We start from the raw sequence: 24,689 nt of genomic DNA, 5'->3' as shown, positions 1-24,689 counted from the left end.
TAGCATAAGGGATTCTGCCCAGGGACGCAGTGCGCTTAACCTTTCTTTACGCAGGCGCACAACCGGCGGATGAGCCTGCCCCGGAAAAGCCCGTCTCTCAGACCCCAGTCGCCTCGCCAGGTTCGATCGGTTGCAGCGTTACCGAGCGCCCGACGCCGGCTTCAAAGCTGTCGATAAAGGCCCGTTCAAGCTGGGTCTGCTCTCGCCCCAGCGGTTGTACAAAGCCAATACAGTACGGCTGGGGCGGCTCGAAAGGTCGTACCATGCCCGTGTCCGGCGACAGCAATAATGCGCTGAACGGGTCCACCAGTGCCACACCGACACCTTCACGCACCAGCGCAGGCGCGAGCATTGGCCGGTCCACCGCCAGCACCTCATCCGGACGCACCAGGCAGTCCCGCAGCAGCCGCTCGGCACGTTGATACCAGGCGGAGTCAGAACTCCCCACGCTGATAAAGGGCTCAAGCTCCAGATCTTCGACCCGTACCCGGGCGCTGGCACCAAAATGATGCCCCGCCGGTGCGATGCACACCTGATCGGCTCTGTAGGCCGGGCCTGACTGAACGCCGGCGGTATCGGCCGGCAGCTCCACCAGCGCCAAATCAAACTGATGGCCAGCCACCCGGGGCAGCAGTTCATCGGTTTCGTAACAGCCCAGGCTAATGGCCACATCATCACGGCCACGGCGAAAGCCCGCGATAATGGTCGGCAACACTGTCTGAGCCAGCGCCGCAATGGCGCCAATGCGCAGACTGCCGCTTTTCATCAGGCGAATCTGATCCGCCGACTGCTCGAGGCGATCGAGCCCGCTAAAGTGATGCTGCACCTGGCGATAGAACGCCCGCGCCGCCGCCGTGGCGTAAACCCGGCTATTGCGCCGTTCGAACAGGCTGAAGCCCAGATCCTGCTCCAGATCCCGTATTAGACGCGAGATCGCCGGCTGTGACACGTCCAGGCGGCGTGCGGCATCACTCATGGAGCCCTGCTGCATAATGGCCCGAAAGGCGGTGAGCTGTTTGGTATTCATGAATCCAACGACAAGCCATAAGTTAACAGGAACAGTAGCGATGGAATCTACCGGATAACTTATAGGCAGGAAAGAAATAAAACGAAGGCACGGCTAGGAACAAGGGGAAAGGGGAAAGGGGAAAGAATAACGAATAACGAATAACGAATAACGAATAACGAATAACGAAAATTATGAGCGAAGGGGTAACACTGAGGGTTTTGATCAAGCGGTAAAGCGGTAAAGCGGTAAAGCGGTAAAGCGGTAAAGCGGTAAAGCGGTAAAGCGGTAAAGCGGTAAAGCGGTAAAGCGGTAAAGCGGTAAAGCGGTAAAGCGGTAAAGCGGTAAAGCGGTAAAGCGGTAAAGCGGTAAAGCGGTAAAGCGGTAAAGCGGTAAAGCGGTAAAGCGGTAAAGCGGTAAAGCGGTAAAGCGGTAAAGCTAAGAGGATAACCGAAGTTCTGCACCACTTACCGGATCTTAACCGGAATAAGTGGTGCAGATGGGGAGACTCGAACTCCCACGCCCTTTCGAGCACTAGCACCTGAAGCTAGCGTGTCTACCAATTCCACCACATCTGCATCGGTTGTGCTTTTTATCGAGAGCACACTCTATTAGGGTCTTGCGTACTTTCGTGGTTCGCAGGCTGCACCGCTCAGAGACTGGGCCCTGAAGTGGTGCAGATGGGGAGACTCGAACTCCCACGCCCTTTCGAGCACTAGCACCTGAAGCTAGCGTGTCTACCAATTCCACCACATCTGCGACGAAAGTGGGGCGAATTATATAGACGGTTTTTTGCCTTGTGAAGCCCCTAGATGAAAATATTTATCAATCAGGCGTTAAACAGTCCGCAAAGGCCCCGGCGAGGCTCTCCAGGTAGTCAACGTAGGCGGTGGGGCCAGGCTCAAAGCCCCGCGCCAGCGGGTCCAGCTCACCATGACGCACATTGAGCCCCTGGGTAACACTGCTGACCACATTGGCACGAAACTGTGGCTCGCTAAAGACACAGACCGCCTCGCGGGCCTTAAGTTGCCGGCGAATGTCACTCAGACGGCGGGCGCCGGGCGGGCGGGCGGGGTCCACGGTAAAGTAACCCAGCTGCTTCAAACCGTAGTGGCCGACAAAATGACCGTAGGCATCGTGGAACACAAAGAAGCCGCGATCAGCCAGTGGCGCCAGCTGCAGGCGCAGGGCTGCGTCCCTTGCCTGCAGCGAAGCGGCAAAGCGGGCATAGTTGGCAGCCAGCCTGGGCCCGTGTTCGGGGGCGATCTGCGCCAGCATCTGCTGCAGGCGCTGCGCCGCGGCCAGCATCAGTTCCGGATCCATCCACAGATGGGCGTCCACGGCATGATTATGCACCTCGCCCTGTTCTGACTCCGCAGCATGGTCAGCTGACTCGTCGGCATGGCCCTCATGCTCATCGTCATGCTCATCGGCATGTTTTTCGTGGTCGTGGTCATGGTCATGGTCGGATTCGGAGTCAGACGCCGCCGTACCCGCATGACTGAGTTGCAGAATGCGCGCATCGGTATTTTTCAGCACCTTGCCAAGAAACAGCTCAAGCTCGGGGCCGACCCAGATCACCAGATCCGCCGCCGCCAGCCCCCGTACGTCCGAGGGCTTGAGCACATAGTTGTGCACAGACGCATCGGTCGGCACCAGCAAGCGCGGCTCCGAGATACCGTCCAGCAGTGCGGCACTGAGCAGTTGTAACGGCTTGACGCTGGCCACCACCTGCAGGGCCTGCACGGGGGATGCCAGCAGCGGCAGAACAAGGCCAGACAAGACTAAAAGTTTACGCAACGACATGGTTTCAAGGGTCCATCAGATAACAATTTAAGTTACACTATAACAAAACATATCCAGTGCGAAACCATGAGCAAGCAACCTTTATCATTTCAGCCCGGGCACAATCACGACAGGTGCATCCACGAGGCGCTACACAAAGCCCGCACGCTCTGCGGCGAGCGCAAGCAGCGCCTGACACCGATTCGCGAACTGGTACTGCAGCTCATCTGGCAGAGCCACAAGCCGCTGGGCGCCTACGAGCTGCTGCCGGCCCTGGCCGACGCTGGCTTCAACTCGGCGCCGCCCACGGTCTACCGCGCACTGGACTTTCTGCAGACCCAGGGACTGGTGCACCGCATTGCCTCCCTCAATGCTTTCATCGGCTGCCCGCACCCGGGTCCTGCGCATCAGGGCTGCTTTCTGATTTGCCGCAACTGCAGCTGCACGGTGGAGCTGGAGTCGGCACCGGTCCAGAACGCCATCCACAACAGCGCCGCGCATCTGGGCTTCGTCATCGAGCAGGAAACCGTTGAAGTGGTGGGCCTTTGTCCGAATTGCCAGCACAGCGACGCAAACAGCCGGCAACGGGAGGCAGAATGACTAGCCACGCACACCAGCACCTGGCCAGGCTTGACGGTATCAATGTGCGCTTTGGGCGCAACCATGTGCTGCAGAATATCTCCATGGAGCTGCACCGCGACTGCATCACCACCCTGATAGGCCCCAATGGCGCCGGCAAGACCACCCTGGTGCGGGTCGTCCTCGGGCTGATCAAGCCCAGCAGCGGCGAAGTATGGCGCAAGCCCGACCTGCGCATCGGCTATATGCCACAGAAGCTGCATATCGATCAGACCTTTCCGCTGACCGTGGAGCGCTTCCTGCAAACCGCCCGCAGCCGCGACAATGCCTCGCTGGAAAAGGCCCTGGCCGATGTCGGCGCACTGCGCCTGCTGAAGCAGTCGATCCATAGTCTGTCGGGCGGCGAAACCCAGCGCGTGCTGCTGGCACGGGCCCTGCTGCAGGAGCCGACGCTGCTGGTGCTGGATGAGCCGGTGCAGGGTGTGGACATCAACGGCCAGATCGAGCTGTACAAGCTGATCGCCCGCATACGCGATCAGCGTGGCTGCGGCGTCCTGATGATCTCCCACGACCTGCACCTGGTGATGTCCTCCACCGACCATGTGGTCTGCATGAACCGCCACGTCTGCTGCTCCGGCCACCCCGAGCAGGTCAGCAATGACCCGACCTTTCGCGAGATGTTCGGTGTGCCCGGTGCCGAAAACCTGGCGCTCTACAGCCACCACCATAACCATGTCCACAATGTGCACGGCGATGTCGTCAAGCCGGCAGGCACCGCGGTAAAGAGTAACGAGCCCCATGGATGATTTTCTGCTGTATGCCCTGATCGGCGGCCTGGGCGTGGCCGTTATTGCCGGCCCCCTGGGCTCCTTTGTGGTCTGGCGTCGCATGGCCTATTTCGGCGATACCCTGGCCCACTCGGCCCTGCTGGGCGTAGCGCTGGGCTTTATGCTGGAAATAAACGTCAACCTGGCGGTCGTGACCAGCTGTGTGCTGCTGGCCCTGCTGCTGGTGACATTGCAGCGCCAGCGCTTTGTGGCCACCGATACGCTGCTCGGCATCATGGCCCACAGCACCCTGTCCCTCGGGCTCGTAGCCATCGCCCTGCTGGACAATGTGCGCGTCGACCTGCTGGCCTACCTGTTCGGTGATCTGCTGGCCATCACTGTGCAGGACATCTACTGGATTTACGGCGGTGGCGCTCTGGTGCTGCTGCTGCTGTGGCGTCTGTGGGATGGCCTGCTGGCCATCACCATCAATGAGGAACTGGCTCAGGTTGAAGGGATACCGGTGGCGCGACTGCGCCTGACCCTGATGCTGCTGATCGCCGTAGTCATTGCTGCGGCCATGAAGATCGTCGGCATTCTGCTGATCACATCCCTGCTGATCATCCCGGCGGCGGCCGCCAGGCGTCTGTCCCGCACGCCTGAACAAATGGCCTGCCTGGCGGCCGTGCTGGGTTGCCTGGCGGTCACCGCGGGCCTCGCCGCCTCCTGGCGCTGGGATACGCCGGCCGGCCCCTCGGTGGTGGTCGCCGCCCTGGCTGAATTCCTGTTGCTGTACAGCCTGCCACTGCGCCAGGCCGGAAGCCGCGCCTGATGAGCCAGTACCGCCTGCGCTGGCCCAGCCGCGAGAACCACCAGCGCATCTGGCAGCTGGCCTGGCCGATGATCCTGAGCAATATCACCGTGCCTCTGCTGGGGCTGGTGGATACCGCGGTGATCGGTCATCTGCCCGAGAGTCACTACCTGGGGGCCGTGGCGGTGGGGGGGATGATTTTCACCACCCTCTACTGGGCCTTCGGCTTTCTGCGCATGGGCACCACCGGCCTTACGGCTCAGGCACAGGGGCGCGAAGACGGCGCCCAGATACGCCTGCTGCTGGCCCGCGCCCTGGTGCTGGGGGCGGCACTCGGCCTGCTGCTGTTGCTGGTTCACCGGCCGCTGGTCGCCATTGCGCTATCACTGATGGATGCCGGCGATCTGGTCACCGCCGAAGCCGAGCGCTATGCCTGGATCCGCATCTTTGGTGCCCCCGCGGTGCTGTGCAATTACGCCCTGCTGGGCTGGTTTCTGGGCAACCAGAACACCCGCATCCCACTGCTGTTACTGCTGGTGACCAACGTCGCCAACATGCTGCTGGACCTGCTGGCGGTCTACGGGCTTGGCATGCATGCTGACGGCGTGGCGCTGGCCACCGTATGCTCGGAGTACCTGTCGCTGGGGCTGGGGCTTTACCTGACAAAGCGCGTACTGCGTAACACCTCCGGCACTCTGGACCGGCGGAGCCTGTGGCACCTGCCGGACTACATCGAGTTGCTGATGGTCAATCGCTACCTCTTTGTGCGCACCCTGCTGCTGCTGCTGTGCTTTGCCTTTTTTACCAGCCAGGGCGCACGCATGGGCACCCTGACGCTGTCGGCCAACGCCGTGCTGCTGAACTTTCTGCTGCTGATTTCCCACGGTCTGGACGGCTTCGCCCACGCCACCGAGGCCCTCGCCGGACGGGCCATCGGCCAGCGCCGGCTGGATCACTTCTACGATACGGTGTTCACGGCGCTGATCTGGTCGCTGTTCACCGCCCTGGCGTTCAGCCTGCTGTTCTGGCTGGCGGGCGCACAGATTATCGGCATCCTGACAGATATTGAACCGGTGCGCGCCCTGGCCATCGACTTCCTGCCCTGGATCATCCTGCTGCCACTGGTGGGCGTCTGGAGCTATCTGCTGGATGGCATCTTCATCGGCACCACCCAGGTGCGCGCCATGCAGAACACCATGATCGTCTCGGTATTCTGTGCCTACCTGCCACTCTGGTGGCTGCTGCAGGACTTGGGAAATCAGGGACTCTGGCTCGCTTTCATGGGCCTCTTTGTGGCCCGGGCGCTGACCGGCGGCTATGTTTACCGCACACTGTGCAAAAAGGAGCTCTGGTTATCCTGATGCGTAAATTGCTGCTGCTCGCCTGCCTTCTGCCGGCCCTGACGGCCCGGGCCGAACTTCCGCTGCACCTGCTCAAGGTGCCCAGCGGGCACGACATTGCCCTGGTGGCCGAGGTTCCGGGGGCCCGCCAACTGGCGCTGGGTGACTTGGGTACCCTCTTTGTCGGCAGTCGCAACGGCGATGGCATTACGGCGCTGCGAGACCGGGATGGCGACGGCCGTTACGAAGAGTCCATGCGCATAGGCTCGGGACTCAACATGCCCAACGGTGTGGCGGTGCATCAGGGTGATCTCTATGTGGCGGAGGTGAATCGCATCTGGCGCTATCCGGCCATTGAGCAGCGGCTGCCGGAGATTCCGGCCCGCCAGCTCATCACCGACCAGCTGCCGCGCAACAAGCATCACGGTGCCAAATACCTGTCCGTCGGGCCCGATGGCTGGCTCTATTTCAATATTGGAGCCCCCTGCAATGTCTGCCTGCCGGACAATCCGCTGTTTGCCACCATCAGCCGGATCAACCCCCGCTCGGGCCGTATCGAAACCGTCGCCCAGGGCGTGCGCAACAGCGTGGGCATGGACTGGCACCCGCTGAGCGGCCAGCTCTGGTTCACCGACAACGGCCGCGACCTGCTGGGGGACAACCTGCCGGACGACGAACTGAACCGCCTCACCGAGCCCGGACAGCACTTCGGATTTCCGTTCTTTCACAGCAATCACAAGGCCAAACCCGTGCCGGACCCTGTCTATGCGGCCACCGCCGACAACACCGACTTTGTATCCCCGGTACTGGGGCTCGGTGCCCATGTGGCGGCGCTGGGCATGACTTTTTACCGCGGCGGGCAACTGCCCAAGGCCAGCGGCAATACACTCTTTATTGCCGAACACGGTTCCTGGAATCGCAGCGAGAAGTCGGGCTATAGGGTCATGAAGCTGCAAACCGAGGAGGGCAGGGTGATCAGCCACAAACCCTTCGTCACCGGTTGGCTGCAGGGGCAGAGCGCCTGGGGGCGTCCGGTGGATGTCTTGGTCGACGGGGACGGCAGCCTGCTGATTTCCGACGACCAGGCCGGCGCCATTTACCGGGTCAGCGCCGAGCGCTGAGCCGGCCGGCGGACAGGCTGAAAAAACCGCAGAAAAGTATCAGAGACTAAAGCGCTCGCCCGCTGCGACACAGTCGGCATGGCACGGGCAACTCAGCAGGTGGTCGTTCACCAGGCCCACGGCCTGCATATAGGCATAACAGATGGTCGGGCCAACAAAGCGCATGCCCAGACGCTTAAGCTCTTTGGAAAGCTGCTGGGATTCCGTCGTCTGGGCCGGCACCTGCGCCATAAGCTCACGCTGGCCCTGCAACGGTTTGCCATCGGTGAACTGCCACAGGTAGCGGGCGAAACTGCCATGTTTGGCCTGCAGTTCCAGAAAGATGCGTGCATTGCCAACGGCACTTTCAAGCTTGCCGCGATGACGGATCACACCGGGGTCCGCCAGCATGGCCTCGATAGCATCGGCGCCCAAAACGGCCACCGCTGCCGGATCAAAGCCCTGAAAATGCCGCCGGTAACCTTCACGCTTTTCCAGCACGGTGCGCCAGCTCAGGCCCGCCTGGGCCCCCTCCAGCACCAGAAACTCGAACAGCACCTGGTCGTCCGTCTGGGGCCGACCCCATTCGGTATCGTGGTAATCAATTTCCAGCGCGCTGTTCAGCGCCCAGGCACAGCGAGTCACTGCACCCTCAGCGCTCATTTGCCGCTGTCTTTGACGGGGTTGGGCACAAAGCGAATGGGCCGTTCACCGGCATCAAGCACCGGTTTGGCCTGATTGACACGGGTTTCGAGCTCTTGCACTTCAGGCGTGCCATCCAGACGCTGGGTATCCTCGAAGTCGCACCGCACACATTCGCGAAATTCGCGCTCGTCGTCCCGATACATGCGCAGACAATCCATCTGGCCACAGCGCGGACAAACCGCGCCGGCAATAAAACGCTTGATCACTGTCATAGGTTCCTGCCCTGTACAGGCCGTCACGGACGACCTGTACAGCTTGTTGCACGTTAATGGAGACTCAGACTATGCCTGCGTGACGCAACAGCGCATCGACGCTGGGCTCGCGGCCACGGAAAGCGACAAACAGCTCCATCGGCTCACGGGAGCCGCCCATCTCAAGCACATTGCTGCGGAAATCCGCACCGGCCTGGGGGCTAAAGATACCCTCTTCCTCGAAGCGGGAAAAGGCATCCGCCGACAGGACTTCGGCCCACTTGTAACTATAGTAACCAGCGGCGTAGCCACCGGCAAAGATATGGCTGAAGCTGTTCTGGAAGCGGTTGAAGTCCGGCACAGGTACCACCGAAACCCGCTCGCGCACACCATCCAGCAACTGCTGCACATTGGTTACGCCGGGCTGAAAGTCACGGTGCAACTGGAAATCAAACAGGGAAAACTCCAGCTGGCGCACCATGAACATGGCTGACTGGAAGTTCTTCGCCGCCAGCATCTTGTCGAGCAGCGCCTTGGGCAGCACTTCGCCGGTCTGGTAATGGCCTGAGATCAGCTGCAGGGCTTCAGGCTCCCAGCACCAGTTTTCCATAAACTGGCTCGGCAACTCCACCGCATCCCAGGCAACGCCATTGATACCGCTGACATCGGCGCATTCTATCTGCGTCAGCATATGGTGCAGACCGTGACCGAACTCATGGAACAGGGTGGTCACTTCGTTATGGGTCAGCAGCGCCGGATTCGAGCCCACCGCCGGCGTGAAGTTGCATACCAGATAGGCGACCGGCAACTGCAGCTGGCCATCGGGCAGACGACGGCGAATACGGCAGGTATCCATCCAGGCACCGCCGCGCTTGTTGTCACGGGCGTAGGGGTCCAGGTAGAAGCTGGCCAGACGCTCACCCTTGCGCAAGACGTTGAACAGGCGTGCATCCTTGTGCCAGCGATCAAACTCCGTCACCTCTTCAATCTGGATATCGAACAGACGCCCGGCCACCTGAAACAGGCCATCCAGCACCTTGGGCATCGGGAAATAGGGTCTCAGGGTTTCCTGCGATACCTCGTAGCGCGCTTGCTTGAGCTTTTCACTGCAGTACGCCAGGTCCCAGGCCTCAAGGGTTTCCAGACCATAGTGTTCGCGGGCAAAGTCGCACAGTTCACGGTATTCCTGCTGCCCCGCCGTGCGGGCGCGGGTGGCGAGGTCGTCCAGAAAGCCGATCACCTGATCGGTCGATTCCGCCATCTTGGTCGCCAGCGAATACTCCGCATAGTTGCCAAAACCGAGCAGCTGGGCCAGCTCGTGACGCAGCGCGAGAATATCGTTGATCAGCTGAGTATTGTCCCACTTAGCATCGGTTCCGAGCTCAGAGGCGCGGGTAGCATAGGCGCTGTACAGCTGGCGGCGCAGGTCGCGGTTATCGGCGTGGGTGACCACGGCGAAATAGGACGGGAAGTCGAGCGTAAAGAGCCAACCCTGCTGCTCGCGGGCCTCGGCGCTCTGGCGCGCACCGGCCAGCGCCATTTCAGGCAAGCCGGCAAGCTCAGATTCATCGGTAAGCAGCAGGCTCCAGGCGTTGGTGGCATCCAGTACATTTTCCGAGAAACGGGTGGTCAGCAGTGACAGCTGCTGCTGCAGTTCGGCGTAACGCTGCTGGCCTTCAGCCGGCAGGGCTATGCCCGACAGGCGAAAATCCCGCAGGGTATTGGCCACCACCTTGCGCTGTGGGCCGTCCAGAGACTGGTCGTTCTCTGCCAGATGGCTGAAGGCCTCGAACAGCTGCTGGTTCTGTCCCAATTCCGTCCAGTACTGGGACAGCTTGGGCAGGCAGGCGTTGTAGGCCTGGCGCAGTGCATCGCCGTTTACCACCGAATTCATATGTGACACCGGTGACCAGGCCCGGGACAGGTCGTCATTAAGCTGCTCCAGTGGCGCCACCAGGCTGTTCCAGTCCGGCGGCGTCGTCGCCTGGCACAGTGCTTCGATGCCCGCCCGGTTGCGGCCAAGCAACTCGTCGATCGCCGGCTCCACATTTTCGGGCTTGATGGCACTGAAAGTCGGCAGTTCAGGTTGCTGCAGCAGCGGGTTGCTCATTCGATCGAATCTCCAGGGCGTGACGGGGCCAAAACGGAACCATCCCTATACAATGGGGGATCGGGACAGGATTTCAACAGGCTTTCGACAGGTAGGCAGCATGAAGATTCGCAGTTTCAAGGGCATGACACCGGTACTGGGCGAGCGTGTATTCGTTGATCCCAGCGCCGTGGTACTGGGCGATACCGCCATTGGTGATGACAGTTCCATCTGGCCATTGGTGGTTATACGTGGCGACATGCATCGCATTCGCATAGGCGCGCGCAGCAGCATTCAGGACGGCTCGGTGCTGCACATCACCCATGCCGGGCCTTTCAATCCCGACGGTTTCCCGCTGCTGATTGGCGACGATGTCACCGTCGGCCACCAGGCCATGCTGCATGGCTGCACCATCGGCAGCCGCATCCTGATCGGCATGGGTGCCATGGTCATGGACGGCGCCGTGATTGAGGACGAAGTCGTACTGGGTGCCGGCAGCCTGGTGCCGCCGGGCAAGACACTGCACAGCGGTTACCTCTATGTGGGCCGGCCGGCAAAACAGGTGCGCCCGCTCACCGAGAAGGAACTGGCCTATTTCAGCTACACGGCTGGCAACTATGTCCGCCTCAAGGATCAGCATCTGCAGGAACCCTACAGCCAGGATCCCTGATGCCGGCTCAGCGTGGCGGGGGGTCCATCGCCGGCTGCGCGAACGGGCTCGGCGACGTCTTTGCGGCAGCCAGCCCGTCGCCCTTGCGTTTGGACTCGCAGTTGCGATAGTCGACCACCCGGTTACGCCCGCCCTCCTTGGCGGCATAGAGGGCGAAATCGGCGGCCACGAACAGATCCAGAGGGTTGCCGAAGCTTGAGCCCTGCAGGGTGGCATGGCCGGCACTGACAGTCAGCCCGAAGCTGGCGGCGGTCGCCCGCTCGACCTCGCGGCGAATGCGCTCGGCGAGCACCGCCACCTGGGCCTCGGAGGTATTCGGCAGGATCACCACGAACTCCTCGCCGCCGTAACGGCAGGGACAGTTGGGCTTGCGCAGACAGCTGCCCAGGGTGCGCGCCACAGCCTTCAGTGCCAGGTCACCCTCGGCGTGACCATGACTGTCGTTGAAGGCCTTGAAATTGTCGATGTCCAGGACCACCAGCGACAGCGGCTGCTTGCGCCGGCGCGCGCGGTAGAACTCCGACGCTACCTGGTCATTGAAGTAGCGCCTGTTATGCAACTGCGTCAGGGCGTCGATATAGCTGCGCTGGCGCAGTTCGCTGATACGACTGCCCACCGCCAGGCTCAGCAGTACCATTTCCACCAGAGAGCCGATCTGGAAAGCATTCTGGGTAATGCCATTGTGTGGCAGCAGACCAAAGGTCTTGAGCATGTAGGCCAGCACGCCGCCCAGCAGCGCCGTGAAAGCCACCATGTAATAACGCGCCGGCCTCGATCCCCGCCATAGCGTGACAGACCCCATCAGCAGCATGTGCAGGCAGATCAGCGCCGTCATCAGTGCCATCGGCACAATCAGGGTGCGATAGCTCAGGAAAGGTGTCACCAGAAAGGCGCCCACCATGCAGAGCTCCAGCAAGGCCGCGATGCGATCCGCGGTCGGCGCCAGCGAGGCGGATGACAGTATGGTCCGGGTAAAGCGGATACACCCGAGCAGCGATAGCGCCAGCAGTAGCAGCAGGCTCTGGTTCGCCAGCCAGGTGTTGTTGGGCCAGAGGTACTGGAAGCTCAGCCCGTTGTGCACCGACATGTAGAGGCCGTAGCTGAGCACGTACAGCAGATAGTGGGCAAAAGTGCGCTCGCGCACTGTCACGAACATGATCAGGTTATAAATCAGCAGCACGATAAAGCCGCCGTAGTAGACCCCCAGCGCCAGATATTCGTGGGAGATCTGATCGATCAGATCGTTGGGGCCATGGGCGAAGAGCCCGATATTCATCGCGCCCTGGGTCTCGAAGCGCAGGTAATAGGTGCGTTCGCTGTGCGGCGGCAGTTCGACAGGGAACAGAAAGGTACGGTTATTGATGGGCCGGGTACCGAAAGGAAGACGGTCGCCGGTGGCGAGTTGCTGCCAGTGTCCGTCAGCGTCCTGCGACCAGAAGTCGAGACGGTCGATCAGCGGATAGTCCTGCCGGATAATCACCGGCACCGTCTTGTCGTCGGGGTTGTCCAGACGCAATCGTACCCACCAGGCAGAGTCGGTGAAACCGAAATTGGGCGACTGCAGCCCCAGGTTTGCGAAATTCTGGACGAGATCCGGGCCGCGGATATCGTCAAAGGTCAGCTTGGCACCGGGATCTTCGAGCAGCTCAAGATAGGGCCTGAGCGTGGCCCGCGTCAGATCCTGCACGAGCAGGGCGGGCGTCGCGGCGCCAGCCTGAGCATGTGCCAGCCCCGTTATCAGGCCTGCGCCGAGTGCGCACAACACTAGCAGCAGACTGTACAGATGCGCAGGAGCCAGTGTTCTGGGTATCTGGGCGAGTATCATGGGATCTGATTACGCAGCCGTAGCGACGGCGCTCCTTGCCAAGGCGCGGCGGCAGCTCCCGCCCCACGCAACGGTTAATCAAAAGCGTACGGCCCGCTCCCTGCGACCGAAAGTATTATCCGAAAGTCTAATCTAGCGACTTGCCGGCACCGACGCTACCGATTTGTCGGCAATATCAGTACCTTGCAGCCGGGCAAACAGCGCCTCGAAGGTATCGTCCCCGTCGGCCAGCAGGCCGGACATCAGTTCCAGTCCGAGCTGACGGTAGCTGTCGAACTGCATTTCGTCGAAGAACTGGTCGGCCGTGGCCTGGTTCGGAAAACTCGGGTTGGCCCGCCAGTAGGCGTAGATGTCGGCACTCAGGTTCGCGCACAGCGCGGTCTTGATATACAGGACCTCGCCCTGCGAGCCGTCGGCATAGCGGATACGGCCGGGAAGGCAGGCAGGGCCCGGCGCTGGATCGCCGTGGTGCAACGCCTCGATGCCCAGTTCGACTTCGACACCGAAGTCCGCCCGCACCCGCTGGATCGCCCGGCCCAGATCGAACAGGGTGCCGTCCGGATCCGCGCCGGCATCGCAGACGACGATATAGCGACAGCGACGACGCACCAGTTCGTAGAGCCCCAGGTTTTCGAAGTGGCCGCCGTCGGACAGGTGGATCTCCGCCTCGGTTTCCGCCAGGCCGCGGCCGGTCAATTCCCGGAACATGTAACGGTACCAGCCCGGCAGCCAGCCCCGGCGCCCTTCGGCAGCCGGATTGCGGGCCCAGTAGCCGAGGCGCAGGTTCAGCAGCGTCATCAGGAAGCTCAGCGCCCGGGAGCTGGTGACGTAGGTGTTGGGGTCCACCGCCGCGCCCGAAATCGAAAAGGCCGTCGACAGGCTCAGGTTGCCACCCAGATAATCATCGCAGTGGCGAAAGCCGGTCGCGGCCGAGCCACAATAGAGCGGGCTCAGCACCAGCGACTCTCCGCGCCGGCTGCGCTGTTTTTCGCGCCGCGAACTGCTGGTATTGAGCGTGCAGTTGATCAGGTGCAATGCAGCACCACTGTCGGGCCGGACATCGGCAAGACGAAAGTGCAGCGGATCCTCCCCGGAGCCCGCTGCCGCGACCTCCGGCAGGTAGGCGTGGGCGAGCCGGCCGCGATAATAGCTGTGCAGTGACAGCGAGTTGATATTGCAGACCAGCGCCAGCGTCAGCGACAGGCCGAGCCAGCCGTAAAATGCCGCGGAGCCGACCAGTCCCGTGTGCGCACTGAGGTGATAGAGCAGCGTCAGCAGGCCATAACAGAGCAGCGAGACGCCGACAACCGCGAGGGAGCCCACCCGGCTCGCCCGCGCAGCCCTTACCACCAGCGCCCCGATCAGCAAGGGCCCAAGGTAGGTCAGGTGGCGGCTCAGCCCGGCAAGTCCCTGGTGGTCGAAGTAGTGCAGCACTGATTCTTCCAGCCCGGTGAACACCGGCAGCAGGCCGATGCCGGTAGTGATAACGGCCGCGGCCAGCAGTGCCCCCATAAGGGTACGAAGACGATCCATTGGCAAGCGCCGCTCGAGCACCGGCGCCGAGCTGAGCGCAAACAGCAAGGTCGTCGCCAGATAGAGCCCCAGGCACAGCGGCCCTGCCCAGAACAGCAGCATGAAACCGTCGTGGCCCGCGATGACCTTGGCGCCCGGCAGGTGCAGCCAGGTCGGCCACTGGCGCTCGGTCCAGTTGGTACTGGCCAGGGCAACCAGCCCGAGCAGCAGCGGCAGCAGCACGATCAGGTTCAGCAACGAGCCGGCGAGGATCGCCGCGCCCAGGGTCCAGCCGGAAAAACCGCGGCCGTTGATCAGATAATTGCCCTGGGCACGTAGCCAGTCCAGCACCGTACCTCCGCCCTCGGCCAGCGGTGCAGCACCGACGTCGCGATGCTGTCGTAGCGGAAAGTGGCTGCGCAGCCAGCTCAGGCTGGAGGCGATATAGCCGCCGCCGGACACCGACGACAGATAGTCGACCTGGGGCAGCAGCCCACGGCGGGACAGCGCCTGCAGGATGCCGAGGTTGAAGGTCGCCGAACGGATGCCGCCGCCCGACAGCGCCAGGCCGACCACAGGCGCATCGTCCGGCACTGTGCCGGTGGCCCGGCGCCGCTGCCTGATCCATTGCCGCTCTTCACGCTGCACCGCGTCGAAGTCCCGGGTATAACGGGGCGCCTCGGGCGACGCCAGGTCGCCGCTGCCAAGATCGTTCATAGCACGCCACTCATCAGGCCGCAGTCGGTCGCCCGGTAGCCTGCCGGCGTGGTCGGGCTGTCGCGATGGATCTTCAGGTACTCCAGCAGAGCCATCCTCTGATGCTGGCTGAGCAGGGGCCCGATGACACCGGACGGCAGCGGATATTCGTCCGGAGCCGCCTGGTGGCGCGCCCAGAGCGCGGGATCGGCGCTAAAGGCATGGCCGCCATTGCCGTTGCCCTCGCGCGAGGTGTCGAACCAGAAACCACGTTCCTCGCCGCTGGCGTCATCGGCGCGAACCACCAGGTACCCCAGATGTTCCGGGTCGTACTGACGTGACCCCAGCAGGAAGCGTGTGTCGCGGGCTTCCGGCGGCGACAGCAACTGGTCGATCGACGGCACCGAACCGTTGTGCAGGAAGGGCGGCGTGGCCCAGACACCGGCCAGCGGCCGTGGCTTGTAGCCCGCGATCTGCTGCGGCAGATCGAGGGTGCCGAAGCCTTCGAGGCACTGCTGCTGTTCGTAACCGATGCCATGGTCCTGATAATAACGGTTCTTGATCAGCACACCGGTGACGCCCAGCGCCTCGCCTTCGCTGAGGCGGCGAACGTCCAGCGCCGCAAGCGTGGCGTCAGCCTGGGGCTGACCATGGTCAAGATGCCACAACAGCGCCACCGTCTGGCAGTCGAGGTCGCACTCCAGCGGGTCCGGCGCGCCGGCCGCGGCGTCGGGCACCCGCGGCAGCGCGCCCGGCAGTGCAGCCAGCGCCCGACCGATGGCGTCGAAGGTCGACTGTGGAATTGTCGCCTCAGCGGTTTCGGACGGATAGCCGGCGAGGATGAGCGGCAGCCCGTCCACCGGCAGCGCCTGCTGTTCACGCAACCGGATCACTTCACGCAAGCGATAGCGGACACCACGCACCAGCTGGCGGTACAGCAGCGGCCGCAACGTGTTTTCCAGATCGGCGTCGGTCAGGCCGGTGGGGCTGAGGTCATAGTGGCGTTCGAGGAAGCCCTGGGCAGCGGCCGGATCTGTGCCTACATGCTCAAGCGGGACCACCTCGATGCGCCATTCCAGCGCTGACGAGGGTTTGAGCGGCGCATTTGCCTGCTGGCGGGCGCGGCTCACCTCGTGGGGACCGTGGCAGCCCTGACAGTTCTCGACGAACAGCTCGCGCCCGGTGGTCGCCAGACCCTGGTCCACAGGCCCGAAAACCGATTCCGGCCAGACCGGCGGGCGTAGTTGCTGCAGCCGCCCCTCGATCCGCACCAGATCCGGCACCCGGACGGAGCTGCGAAAGCGTTCGCTGGCCGGCAAGGGCGCACCGGTATCGCTCAACAGCGGTAACCGGGCGCCGACCCCCAGAGCCTCACCGATGTTGCGCGCCAGCGGTTGCGCCACTGAACCGTTGTACTGTACCCAGTCGAACTTCCAGATATTCCAGAGATAGGGGTAGCTGACCGGCGCCGAGCCGACCTGCAGGTTCTGCTCGATCAGGTGGTCGCCGAAGACGGTGTTACCGATCCGTCCCAGCGCATCGGTACGGCCATAGCCTTCTTCGACCGGATACAGGTGCTTGAACGGATTGTTCTGCGGATCACTGAGGAAATGCTGCAGCGACGTCCAGAGATTGCTGCGCAGCTGCGCCTTGCCGGCCGGATAGCGGCTGCCCAGAACATCCTGGGCGAACTGGTCGAACTTGAGCGGATTGACCGTGGTATAGGCCAGAGACGCCAGCAGCATCGGTGCAAACTGCCCCCGGGCGCTGTCGGTCAGGGCATGCATTGCCTGACCACCATCGACGCGCAGCGCGTAGCTTTTGTCGCCGCGGTTGTAGTGCAGCTGGCCACTGTGACAGGCCGCGCAGGTGATATCGAGCACCTCTTCGCCGATCTGCGTATCGAAATGCCGGGTGAAGCCGACCGGCAGCCGGTCGGGGTTTTGCGGCGTCGGCGCCGGGTCCACCAGAAAGCGATAGCGGCGCAGGTACTCGGGATCAGCCAAGCGCTGCTCGGAAAAGGGCAGTCGCAGGTGCACAAACCAATCGTAGCGCACCGCCCCAAGGCTCGCGCCCTGGGGCATGAACGTGCCCTGGGGCGTGTAGTAGTAGGTCTGGCGATCGTCGCTGTTCCAGCCCTGGTCGAGGTAGACCAGCTCATCAACCGACTCCAGCGGTGCCATCCCCTGTACCGGCCAGAGCACATACCAGGCAAAGCCACCCAGCGCCACCAGTACCAGCATCAGGGCAAGCAGCAGCAGCCGTTTCAGTAGCCTGCCAATCAGCAGCCAGAGACGGGCCATGAGACTCAGCGACCCAGGGGTATTTCTTCTTGTCATTATCCTTACCAGCTACGTCAGTTGTTCCAGGGGCCGTGATCAGAGGCTTTTCAGGTACTCGATCAGGGCCATACGCTCTTCTTCATTCAGGCCGGTGCCGTAGACATGGCCGCCATTGTTGTTACCCGCAAGGCGGGTATCGAAGCGGTCGCCGCCGGCATCATCCACATAACCCACCGCCACCGGATCCAGTTCGCGGCTGCCCAGCCCGAAGCTCGCAGGTCGCTGTTCAGGCGGCAGCAACAGGGCGTGCAGGTTCGGAACCGAACCGTTGTGCAGATAGGGCGCCGAGGCCCAGATGCCACTCAGCGGGCGGGCCTTGTAGAATTCGGGGTTGCTGCTGACCTGCGCGCTGTAGACCGCGTGATAACCCTCGAGCGACGCCCTGACGGCATCCAGCGGGTGGCGCAGCGTAGCGCCGATGGCAGCGTGAACTACCAGGTCGACGGTGCGGGCCTCGGCGCCGAAGGACGTGCCAGCCAGCACCATCTGGTCGCGCCCTTCAAGCACCCCGGTGGCAGCGGTGGCGTCGATGAAGTTGCGCGCCATGGTGGCATCGGTGCCGATCTCGGCCAGCGGCACCAGGATCGCACGCAGCTCGCGATCCGGCTGCGCACGATCACTGAGCGCATGACAGCGCAGGCAGTTGTCGCTGTACAGCGTCTCGCCGTGCTGACGCCGCGTCTCATCCAGCGCGCCGAACAGTGCCTCCGGCCAGCGGGGCGCCTGCAGCTGGTAGAAGTGATCCTGCAGGGTGCCGAGGTTGACCAGCTCAACCGAACTCGGGTAGCCGGCGCTTCCCGAATAGTCCTTCAGATCAGCAGTGCCATAGACGGCCAGTGCAGTGGTGACGTTTTGCACCAGGGGCCCCGGGGCCTGGTTCGGCGCCGAACCGTTCCACTGCACCAGATCCAGGTGCGAGGCACCCCAGAGGAAGGGGAAACTCACCGGGGCATTTGCCGGCCGCGCGTTGGCGGGCAGGCCAAGCAGCTCGACAGCGACCGTATTGAAGATCTGCCCGAAGGCATCGAGCCGGCCCGGGCCATAGGGCGTTTCGGACGCATTGGTTCGCTGGCGCTGCTGCAGGTAGCCCAGGCGCTGCTCGAGCTGCCCCCGCAGCACAGCGGTGTCGGCCGGCTGTACGCCAGCGAGGAAGCGGGAAAATTTCTGCGCGTCGCCGAGGGTGGCCGTAATCGCATCGACCAGTGCCTGCTCCAGGCCGCTGTAATTGATCAGCGCCGCGCCACCCTCGATCAGCACCTGCTGCCCCTGGTAACTCAGCTCACCGGTATGGCAGGCGGCGCAGGTGAGACCCGCCCAGACGTCGCCGTTGTCATCGCTGGTGCGGCTGAAGCCGATCGGCAGCGCATCGGGGTTGGCGGCACTGGCCCCGGTCGGGATGAAGCCCAGGCTGTCGAGGTAACCGTCGCTGCGCAGCAACTCAGTGCTGTCGGCGCGCTCCAGGTGCAGCAACCAGGCGTAGGGAAGGATGCGGGAGCCGAAGCTCAGGTGATGCACTTCGTCGCGCGCCGCCGCGTCCCAGCCCTGCTCAAGCTGCACTGGCGCTGGGGCGGCCACGGCAAGACTGCAGGTCAGGGCTGCGCAGATGCTGAGGGCGACGGTCGAAATCGCTTGTCTTGTCTTGTTCATGGTCCGTCCCTGGTGGCGTCTCGTCAGGCGTTGGTGTTGGCGATATTCCGCCGGCTCCGGCTCACCGCATGAGGTATGCCGCGCAGGGTAAAGTAGCGCCGGTCAGCGCGACCTTCGCGGCCTGTTTCTGCTTCAGGTTACACAACCTGGACCGGGGAGCTGCCGCGCCATACAGGCCGACCCCAGAGTCTCGCAGAGCTTGCAGATGCCTTCAATCTTTTCGTGATCGCCGGCGTCACCTGAACCGCCCCGTGCTGACCTATCGAACCGATCTCGGACTAGGGCGGGCCCCTTAGTAAGCCGCTGCAGCGCCAGAATCAGCAGGATGGGCGGGAGGGCATTGGCGTCCTGTGGGGACGGCCGTCATTAGGCAGGCTCGGGTAATTTTTATTTTTCTTCGGCAATACAATTGGTTAGTTGCAATAGAGGGTCCGAAAAGGTGTGGATTCCCGGTATTGATTCGCGCCAACTGGACACCACCATTGATAACGGTTCGCATTCCGTTTAGCATTTGCCTCAACATTCGCTGAGCCCGGGAACACGCACAATGCCATTCAATCGCACCCTGATGTCCCTTTCGCTGGCCTGCATGCTGGGCTCAACTCAGGCCCAGGCCGCCGGAACCGATACTTCCGTGGATTCACAGGCCATAGTGACGCACTATGCGGACCTGGCCCTGGCAACCTACAGCGACGCCCTGACAAGCGCCCGTGCCCTGCACAGCGCCATTGAACAGTTGATCAGCACGCCGAGCGAGCAGACGCTGCAGACAGCCCGCAGTGCCTGGATCGCGGCCCGTGTGCCCTATCAGCAATCCGAAGCCTTCCGCTTTGGCAACAGCATCGTCGATGACTGGGAAGGCCGCGTGAATGCCTGGCCGCTGGACGAGGGTCTGATCGACTACGTCGCCACGGACAGCTACGGCGAAGAATCGGACGAAAACCCCTTCTACAGCGCCAACATCATCGCCAATCCGATCCTGCAAATAGGCGGCCGTACCCTGGATGCCAGCACCATTACACCTGAGCTGCTGTCCACATCTCTGCATGAAATCGACGGCGTCGAATCCAACGTCGCCACCGGCTATCACGCCATCGAGTTTCTGCTCTGGGGCCAGGACCTGAACGGCATGACGCTGGGTGCCGGCGAGAGGCCCGCCACCGATTACGACAGCAGCAACTGCACCGGCGGCAACTGCGACCGGCGCGGCGACTATCTGCGTGCGGCCAGCGCATTGCTGGTGCAGGACCTGGAAGAAATGGTGGGCAACTGGCAGGCCAGTGGCGCCGCCCGCAGCGAACTGACGGCCAAGTCGGTGACCGACGGCCTGGCCACTATCACCACCGGCATGGGCAGCCTGGCCTACGGCGAACTGGCCGGCGAGCGCACCAAGCTGGGCCTGATGCTGCATGACCCGGAAGAAGAGCACGACTGCTTCTCGGACAACACCCACTGGTCGCACTTCTATGATGCCAAAGGCATCCAGAATGTTTACCTGGGCAAATACAGCCGTATCGACGGCAGCCTGATGCAAGGCCCCTCGCTGGCGGCACTGGTCGCCAGCGTCGACCCTGAACTGGACAAGCGCCTGCGCCAGCAGCTGGATCAGACCCAGCTGGCCGCCCAGGTGATGGTGGATTCCGCCGCAGCCGGCGAGCCCTATGATGTCATGATAGCGCCCGGCAATACCGCCGGCGGCGCCCGCATCCAGGCCTTTGTCGACTCCCTGATCGCCCAGACGCGCACCACCGAAGAAGTCATTGCCCGCCTCGAGCTGGGTCAGGTCAATGTTGAGGGCTCCGACAGCCTGGACAACCCGGCCGCCGTACAGGCCCCGTAACGCCGCTGCCTAAGAGACTGCACGACAAGCCCCGACGCCAAGCGCCGGGCACTGTCCTAAGCCCATGAGACCTTGCCTGTTGAGTGCTGTACTGCTGCTCGGCCCGGCCATGATTGCTGCGGCGGATGTCGCTCGCCCGCCGTCTGAATCTGAACAACCACAAACCCTGACGGAAACACGCCCCGGCGGTGCAACCACCAAACCCCTGTCAAGGTCCCCGGGCGCCTTTGCCGGCAGCGCCGCCAATCTTGCCTTTGACGACAAGATGACCTTCGCCCTCGGGCGGGCCATTTTTCGCAAACTCTGGGTTTCATCCCCTTCCTCCACCACCGCCAGCGATGGCCTGGGCCCTTTGTACAACGCCCGTTCGTGCCAGCGCTGTCATATCAACAACGGCCGTGGGCGCCCCCCCGCAGGCCCGAATGACAACTCTGTTTCACTGTTTCTGCGTCTGAGTATCCCGATCGACAAGGACGCCGATCCGGAACTGCTGCGCCGCCGTGGCGTAATACCGGAACCCGCCTATGGCACCCAGCTGCAAACCTTCGCCGTGCCAGGCATGGTGGCCGAGGGGCAACTGCAGGTCAGCTACGAGGAAGCCCGTGTTGCGCTATCGGGTGGTGAAGAGGCCTGGCTGCGCACGCCAAGCTACCGCATTCTGGCGCCAGCCCATGGCCCACTGCACCCCGAACTGCAGATGTCTCCGCGTATCGCGCCCGCCATGGCGGGGCTCGGCCTGCTGGAGCAGATCAGCGACGCCGATATTCTCAGCCTGGCCGACCCAGATGATAGCAACGGCGATGGCATCTCCGGGCGCCCCAACAGTGTCTGGGACCAGGCCCTCCAGACCACCCGCCTGGGGCGCTTTGGCTGGAAAGCCGGTAATCCGAGCCTTGCACAACAGAACAGCAGCGCACTGCAAGGCGATATCGGCATCGGCAACCCACTGTTTCCCCTTGCCAGCGGCGATTGCAGCCCACGGCAGACAGCCTGCACAGAGGCCCCCGACGGCAATACTCCGGGGCAGGACGGGCTCGAAGCCTCGCAACAGATGCTCGACTGGCTGCTGTTCTACAGCCAGCATTTAGCCGTAACGCCGCGCCCCTCTGCCGCTGACCCCGAGGTACTGGCCGGCCAGACACTGTTTAAGGACGTTGGCTGCGCAGCCTGTCATCAGCCGCACTTCGTTACCGCCGAGAACCTGCAACTGCCGGCCCTGAGCCGCCAGTCCATCTGGCCTTACAGCGACCTGCTGCTGCACGATATGGGCGCGGGCCTGGCGGATGAGCGCGCCGAATTCGCCGCGAGCGGCCGCGAGTGGCGCACCGCGCCGCTCTGGGGCACAGGCCAGACCGCGGCGGTCAACGGACACAGTTATTTTCTGCACGACGGCCGCGCCCGCAACCTGCTTGAAGCCGTGCTCTGGCACGGCGGCGAAGCCCGCGCCGCCCGCGAACGGGTCGTCACCATGCCGGCCCCTCAACGAACCCAATTGATACGTTTTCTGGAGTCACTCTAAATGCACAGCTCCTCTCGACTCACCCAACTGCTGGCAGGCTCCAGCCTGCTGCTCACGGGCCTGACCCAGGCAGCAACGCCCATCGACTGGGATGCCTTCAATGCCAGTGCCATCAGCGGCCATATCCAGCCCCGTTACCAGCAACTGGCGCTGCAGAGCCAGACCCTGGCCGACACCAGCGCGCACTGGTGCGAGACCCGCAGCAGCGCCGACTTTCCCCAGCTGCGCCAAGCCTTCGAAGCCAGTCTGCAGGCCTGGCAGGGCATCCAGCATGTACAGTTCGGCCCGGTTCAGCTGCTGATGCGCAACTATGGCATCCAGTTCTGGCCGGATCGCAAGGGCATCATCGGCCGCCAGCTCAAAGAAGCGCTGCAGGGGCCAGACGCCGGCAACTATGATGCGGACTTCTTCCGCCATGCCAGCGTATCGATCAAGGGGTTCCCGGCGCTGGAGCGCCTGTTCTATGACGCAGGTGCGCTGCCACGGCTGCAGCAGCAAGCCAATGCCTGCGCCCTCGCAATCGCCATCAGCACCGAGTTGGCCAACACCGCCCAGGCGATGCACAGCGAATGGCAGACCCCGGATTTCGCAGGCCAGGCCACTGAAGATGACGACGAAGTCTCTTCCCTGGGGCTGCCGGATCTCAGCCTTGAACTGCTGCGCTCCCTGGTGCAACCGATTGAAGTCATCCGCGACAGCAAGCTGGAACTGGTGTTGGGCAATGATCAGCCCGCGGCACGACTGCAACGCGCCGAAAACTGGCGCAGCGGCCAATCACTTCGCAGCCTGAACACCAACCTGACGGCACTGCAGGCACTCTACGCAGAGGGGACCCCCAGCCTTGATCTGATCCTGCGAGAGCAGGGTGCCAGTGCCCAGGCCGACCAGATAAGCGGGCTCTTCAGCCAGGCGCGCAGCCAGCTGGAGGCGGTGCCCGGCGACTTCGCCACCGCACTGCAGGACGCCGACAGCTATGCCCAGCTGAAAGCCGTTTCAGCCACCCTGAAAGAGCTGGATCACGCCCTCTATAACGCCATGCCTGCCATTAACGCACAACTGGGGTTCAACAGCCGTGACGGGGACTAACCTGTGCCAGCTCAGTCTGTACGGCAACATCAGGGTCCTGCTGTCATGACGGGGATTAATCGGCGCCAGTTCAGCCTGCTGCTCGCCGGTGCCCTGACGGCACCGAATCTGCTGGCCCAGCCGCCTGTAGCAGGCCCCGCCGACGATAAGAGCTGGCTGCTGGCCAGCGCCGCCAGCGATAGCCGGCAGCAGCACTGGCTGATTGTCAGCGATACCCAGGGCGCACTGCGCCTGCGCCACCGGCTGCTCGCCCGGGCACACCATGTCGCGGCCCATCCCAGTCAACCCTGGGTGGCTGTGGTCGCCAAACGCCCCGGCGCCTTTATCGATGTGCTGGACTATCGCAGCCAGGCCCTGGTACAGCGCATTGAACCTGCACCTGGCCGGCTATTTTATGGCCATGCGCTGTTCAGTCGCGATGGCCGCTGGTTGATTGCCACAGAGAGTACGGTGCCCGACGGCGCAGGACGCATCAGCCTGCGCGATGCCCAGAACGGCTTTCAGCCCGTGACTGAGTTCAGCAGTGGCGGCACAGGCCCGCACGAGCTGCTGCTCAACCATGCGGGCGATGAAATCATCGTCGCCAATGGCGGCATTCGTACCCAGGGGCGCCTGAAACTCAACCTCGACAGCATGCAGCCCTCCCTTGCCTACCTGAAACTGGCCACAGGCGAGATCAGCGAGCAGCGCATGCTACCGCCTGAGCAGCACCAGCTGAGTATCCGTCATCTGGATCTGAGCCCGGACGGGGCCGTCGTTATGGCCATGCAATATGAAGGCGACCCGCTGGACACCCAACCGCTGGTCGCACTGCACCGCCGTGGTCAGGAACTGCAAGCGCTCAGTGCGCCTGAGGCGATCAACCGCCAGATGACGCAGTACTGCGGCAGCGTGCGCATAGACAGCAGCGGCAAGATTGCTGCCATCAGCGCACCGCGCGGCGGTCTGATTACCTTCTGGGATATTGATCAGGCGGCCTATCTGAGTAGCCTGGAGGTGCGCGATGGCTGCGGTCTTGCCGCCACCGCGACGCCGGGGGAGTTTATTGCCAGCAGTGGCAATGGGCGGGTCTACTGGCTCTACCCGCGAGAAGGCGTGCGCGAGCCGCTGATGCAGGACATGCGGCTGGACCGCCTGGCCTGGGACAACCACCTCTGTGCCTTTCAGGCAGTCTGACAG

General features: G+C 63.0%; 20 protein-coding genes and 2 tRNA genes. 10 read left to right on the top strand and 12 right to left on the bottom strand.

Annotated elements, in window-relative coordinates:
- Positions 1-97: 97 nt before the first annotated feature.
- From A8C75_RS00245 to znuA, 5 genes are all read right to left on the bottom strand, one after another.
- Positions 98-1,027, bottom strand: coding sequence for a LysR family transcriptional regulator (locus A8C75_RS00245; RefSeq protein ID WP_067376441.1), 930 nt, complete (start codon positions 1,025-1,027; stop codon positions 98-100).
- Between the two features lie 59 nt (positions 1,028-1,086).
- The gene (locus tag A8C75_RS23485; RefSeq protein ID WP_157890186.1) at positions 1,087-1,473 is read right to left on the bottom strand and encodes a hypothetical protein; all 387 of its coding nucleotides are present in this window, start codon (positions 1,471-1,473) and stop codon (positions 1,087-1,089) included.
- 24 nt (positions 1,474-1,497) lie between these two features.
- Positions 1,498-1,584 (bottom strand) — tRNA-Leu (locus A8C75_RS00240).
- Between the two features lie 94 nt (positions 1,585-1,678).
- Positions 1,679-1,765, bottom strand: a tRNA-Leu gene (locus A8C75_RS00235).
- Between the two features lie 66 nt (positions 1,766-1,831).
- Positions 1,832-2,812, bottom strand: a complete 981-nt coding sequence (znuA, locus tag A8C75_RS00230) for a zinc ABC transporter substrate-binding protein ZnuA (protein ID WP_067376438.1) — start codon at positions 2,810-2,812, stop codon at positions 1,832-1,834.
- Positions 2,813-2,878: 66 nt separating this feature from the next.
- Here znuA and A8C75_RS00225 point away from each other — a divergent pair, with 66 nt between their 5' ends.
- From A8C75_RS00225 to A8C75_RS00205, 5 genes are read left to right on the top strand one after another with little or no spacing between them, the layout of a single operon-like run.
- On the top strand, positions 2,879-3,391 hold the full coding sequence (locus A8C75_RS00225) for a Fur family transcriptional regulator (protein WP_067376435.1): 513 nt from the start codon (positions 2,879-2,881) through the stop codon (positions 3,389-3,391).
- Complete coding sequence (znuC, locus tag A8C75_RS00220) at positions 3,388-4,176, top strand: zinc ABC transporter ATP-binding protein ZnuC (RefSeq protein ID WP_067376432.1); 789 nt, start codon at positions 3,388-3,390, stop codon at positions 4,174-4,176. Before A8C75_RS00225 ends, znuC begins: the two co-directional genes overlap by 4 nt.
- A complete protein-coding gene (znuB, locus tag A8C75_RS00215; RefSeq protein ID WP_067376430.1) occupies positions 4,169-4,969 on the top strand; it encodes a zinc ABC transporter permease subunit ZnuB in 801 nt (266 codons plus the stop codon). The genes znuC and znuB overlap by 8 nt, the downstream gene beginning before the upstream one ends.
- Entirely contained in the window at positions 4,969-6,309 is a 1,341-nt protein-coding gene (locus tag A8C75_RS00210; RefSeq protein ID WP_067376427.1) for an MATE family efflux transporter, read from the top strand. The genes znuB and A8C75_RS00210 overlap by 1 nt, the downstream gene beginning before the upstream one ends.
- On the top strand, positions 6,309-7,409 hold the full coding sequence (locus tag A8C75_RS00205) for a PQQ-dependent sugar dehydrogenase (protein WP_084783591.1): 1,101 nt from the start codon (positions 6,309-6,311) through the stop codon (positions 7,407-7,409). Before A8C75_RS00210 ends, A8C75_RS00205 begins: the two co-directional genes overlap by 1 nt.
- Positions 7,410-7,448: 39 nt before the next feature.
- Here the strand turns inward: A8C75_RS00205 and A8C75_RS00200 are convergent, their stop codons facing one another.
- From A8C75_RS00200 to prlC, 3 genes are all read right to left on the bottom strand, one after another.
- Complete coding sequence (locus tag A8C75_RS00200; RefSeq protein ID WP_067376424.1) at positions 7,449-8,051, bottom strand: DNA-3-methyladenine glycosylase I; 603 nt, start codon at positions 8,049-8,051, stop codon at positions 7,449-7,451.
- Positions 8,048-8,305, bottom strand: coding sequence for a YheV family putative zinc ribbon protein (locus A8C75_RS00195; RefSeq protein WP_067376421.1), 258 nt, complete (start codon positions 8,303-8,305; stop codon positions 8,048-8,050). The genes A8C75_RS00200 and A8C75_RS00195 overlap by 4 nt, the downstream gene beginning before the upstream one ends.
- Before the next feature lie 64 nt (positions 8,306-8,369).
- The gene (gene prlC, locus A8C75_RS00190; protein ID WP_067376418.1) at positions 8,370-10,394 is read right to left on the bottom strand and encodes an oligopeptidase A; all 2,025 of its coding nucleotides are present in this window, start codon (positions 10,392-10,394) and stop codon (positions 8,370-8,372) included.
- A 100-nt stretch (positions 10,395-10,494) separates the two neighbouring features.
- Here prlC and A8C75_RS00185 point away from each other — a divergent pair, with 100 nt between their 5' ends.
- Complete coding sequence (locus tag A8C75_RS00185) at positions 10,495-11,043, top strand: gamma carbonic anhydrase family protein (RefSeq protein WP_067376415.1); 549 nt, start codon at positions 10,495-10,497, stop codon at positions 11,041-11,043.
- Positions 11,044-11,050: 7 nt separating this feature from the next.
- Here the strand turns inward: A8C75_RS00185 and A8C75_RS00180 are convergent, their stop codons facing one another.
- The 4 genes from A8C75_RS00180 to A8C75_RS00165 all read right to left on the bottom strand — a co-directional run bounded on the left by A8C75_RS00180 (position 11,051) and on the right by A8C75_RS00165 (position 19,065).
- Positions 11,051-12,868, bottom strand: coding sequence for a sensor domain-containing diguanylate cyclase (locus tag A8C75_RS00180; protein WP_067376411.1), 1,818 nt, complete (start codon positions 12,866-12,868; stop codon positions 11,051-11,053).
- Between the two features lie 132 nt (positions 12,869-13,000).
- Positions 13,001-15,097, bottom strand: a complete 2,097-nt coding sequence (locus A8C75_RS00175; protein ID WP_067376408.1) for a patatin-like phospholipase family protein — start codon at positions 15,095-15,097, stop codon at positions 13,001-13,003.
- Positions 15,094-17,415: a di-heme-cytochrome C peroxidase gene (locus A8C75_RS00170; RefSeq protein ID WP_067376405.1), complete on the bottom strand. Its 2,322-nt coding sequence runs from the start codon at positions 17,413-17,415 to the stop codon at positions 15,094-15,096. The genes A8C75_RS00175 and A8C75_RS00170 overlap by 4 nt, the downstream gene beginning before the upstream one ends.
- Before the next feature lie 39 nt (positions 17,416-17,454).
- The gene (locus A8C75_RS00165; RefSeq protein ID WP_067376402.1) at positions 17,455-19,065 is read right to left on the bottom strand and encodes a di-heme-cytochrome C peroxidase; all 1,611 of its coding nucleotides are present in this window, start codon (positions 19,063-19,065) and stop codon (positions 17,455-17,457) included.
- A gap of 547 nt (positions 19,066-19,612) precedes the next feature.
- On the opposite strand from A8C75_RS00165, the gene A8C75_RS00160 reads away from it, so the two are divergent.
- From A8C75_RS00160 to A8C75_RS00145, 4 genes are all read left to right on the top strand, one after another.
- A complete protein-coding gene (locus A8C75_RS00160; RefSeq protein WP_067376399.1) occupies positions 19,613-20,905 on the top strand; it encodes an imelysin family protein in 1,293 nt (430 codons plus the stop codon).
- Between the two features lie 79 nt (positions 20,906-20,984).
- Positions 20,985-22,424 carry a di-heme oxidoreductase family protein gene (locus A8C75_RS00155; protein ID WP_227819791.1) on the top strand — a complete coding sequence of 480 codons (1,440 nt, stop codon included), beginning with the start codon at positions 20,985-20,987 and terminating at the stop codon, positions 22,422-22,424.
- On the top strand, positions 22,425-23,510 hold the full coding sequence (locus A8C75_RS00150; RefSeq protein ID WP_067376393.1) for an imelysin family protein: 1,086 nt from the start codon (positions 22,425-22,427) through the stop codon (positions 23,508-23,510).
- 45 nt (positions 23,511-23,555) lie between these two features.
- Entirely contained in the window at positions 23,556-24,686 is a 1,131-nt protein-coding gene (locus A8C75_RS00145; protein WP_067376390.1) for a DUF1513 domain-containing protein, read from the top strand.
- Positions 24,687-24,689 lie beyond the last annotated feature (3 nt).

Source organism: Marinobacterium aestuarii, from assembly GCF_001651805.1.
Lineage (GTDB): Bacteria > Pseudomonadota > Gammaproteobacteria > Pseudomonadales > Balneatricaceae > Marinobacterium_A > Marinobacterium_A aestuarii.
This window is presented reverse-complemented; position numbering and strand designations above follow the sequence as displayed.

What these genes read in the sequence shown, in the direction of transcription:
- A8C75_RS00175 (WP_067376408.1), bottom strand. Translation starts at nt 15,097, where the DNA reads ATGAACGATCTTGGCAGCGGCGACCTGGCGTCGCCCGAGGCGCCCCGT.
- A8C75_RS00210 (WP_067376427.1), top strand. Translation starts at nt 4,969, where the DNA reads ATGAGCCAGTACCGCCTGCGCTGGCCCAGCCGCGAGAACCACCAGCGC.
- A8C75_RS00205 (WP_084783591.1), top strand. Translation starts at nt 6,309, where the DNA reads ATGCGTAAATTGCTGCTGCTCGCCTGCCTTCTGCCGGCCCTGACGGCC.
- A8C75_RS00180 (WP_067376411.1), bottom strand. Translation starts at nt 12,868, where the DNA reads ATGATACTCGCCCAGATACCCAGAACACTGGCTCCTGCGCATCTGTAC.
- A8C75_RS00245 (WP_067376441.1), bottom strand. Translation starts at nt 1,027, where the DNA reads ATGAATACCAAACAGCTCACCGCCTTTCGGGCCATTATGCAGCAGGGC.
- A8C75_RS00170 (WP_067376405.1), bottom strand. Translation starts at nt 17,415, where the DNA reads ATGACAAGAAGAAATACCCCTGGGTCGCTGAGTCTCATGGCCCGTCTC.
- prlC (WP_067376418.1), bottom strand. Translation starts at nt 10,394, where the DNA reads ATGAGCAACCCGCTGCTGCAGCAACCTGAACTGCCGACTTTCAGTGCC.
- znuC (WP_067376432.1), top strand. Translation starts at nt 3,388, where the DNA reads ATGACTAGCCACGCACACCAGCACCTGGCCAGGCTTGACGGTATCAAT.
- A8C75_RS00225 (WP_067376435.1), top strand. Translation starts at nt 2,879, where the DNA reads ATGAGCAAGCAACCTTTATCATTTCAGCCCGGGCACAATCACGACAGG.
- A8C75_RS00160 (WP_067376399.1), top strand. Translation starts at nt 19,613, where the DNA reads ATGCCATTCAATCGCACCCTGATGTCCCTTTCGCTGGCCTGCATGCTG.
- A8C75_RS00195 (WP_067376421.1), bottom strand. Translation starts at nt 8,305, where the DNA reads ATGACAGTGATCAAGCGTTTTATTGCCGGCGCGGTTTGTCCGCGCTGT.
- znuA (WP_067376438.1), bottom strand. Translation starts at nt 2,812, where the DNA reads ATGTCGTTGCGTAAACTTTTAGTCTTGTCTGGCCTTGTTCTGCCGCTG.
- A8C75_RS00145 (WP_067376390.1), top strand. Translation starts at nt 23,556, where the DNA reads ATGACGGGGATTAATCGGCGCCAGTTCAGCCTGCTGCTCGCCGGTGCC.
- A8C75_RS00185 (WP_067376415.1), top strand. Translation starts at nt 10,495, where the DNA reads ATGAAGATTCGCAGTTTCAAGGGCATGACACCGGTACTGGGCGAGCGT.
- znuB (WP_067376430.1), top strand. Translation starts at nt 4,169, where the DNA reads ATGGATGATTTTCTGCTGTATGCCCTGATCGGCGGCCTGGGCGTGGCC.
- A8C75_RS00165 (WP_067376402.1), bottom strand. Translation starts at nt 19,065, where the DNA reads ATGAACAAGACAAGACAAGCGATTTCGACCGTCGCCCTCAGCATCTGC.
- A8C75_RS00200 (WP_067376424.1), bottom strand. Translation starts at nt 8,051, where the DNA reads ATGAGCGCTGAGGGTGCAGTGACTCGCTGTGCCTGGGCGCTGAACAGC.
- A8C75_RS00150 (WP_067376393.1), top strand. Translation starts at nt 22,425, where the DNA reads ATGCACAGCTCCTCTCGACTCACCCAACTGCTGGCAGGCTCCAGCCTG.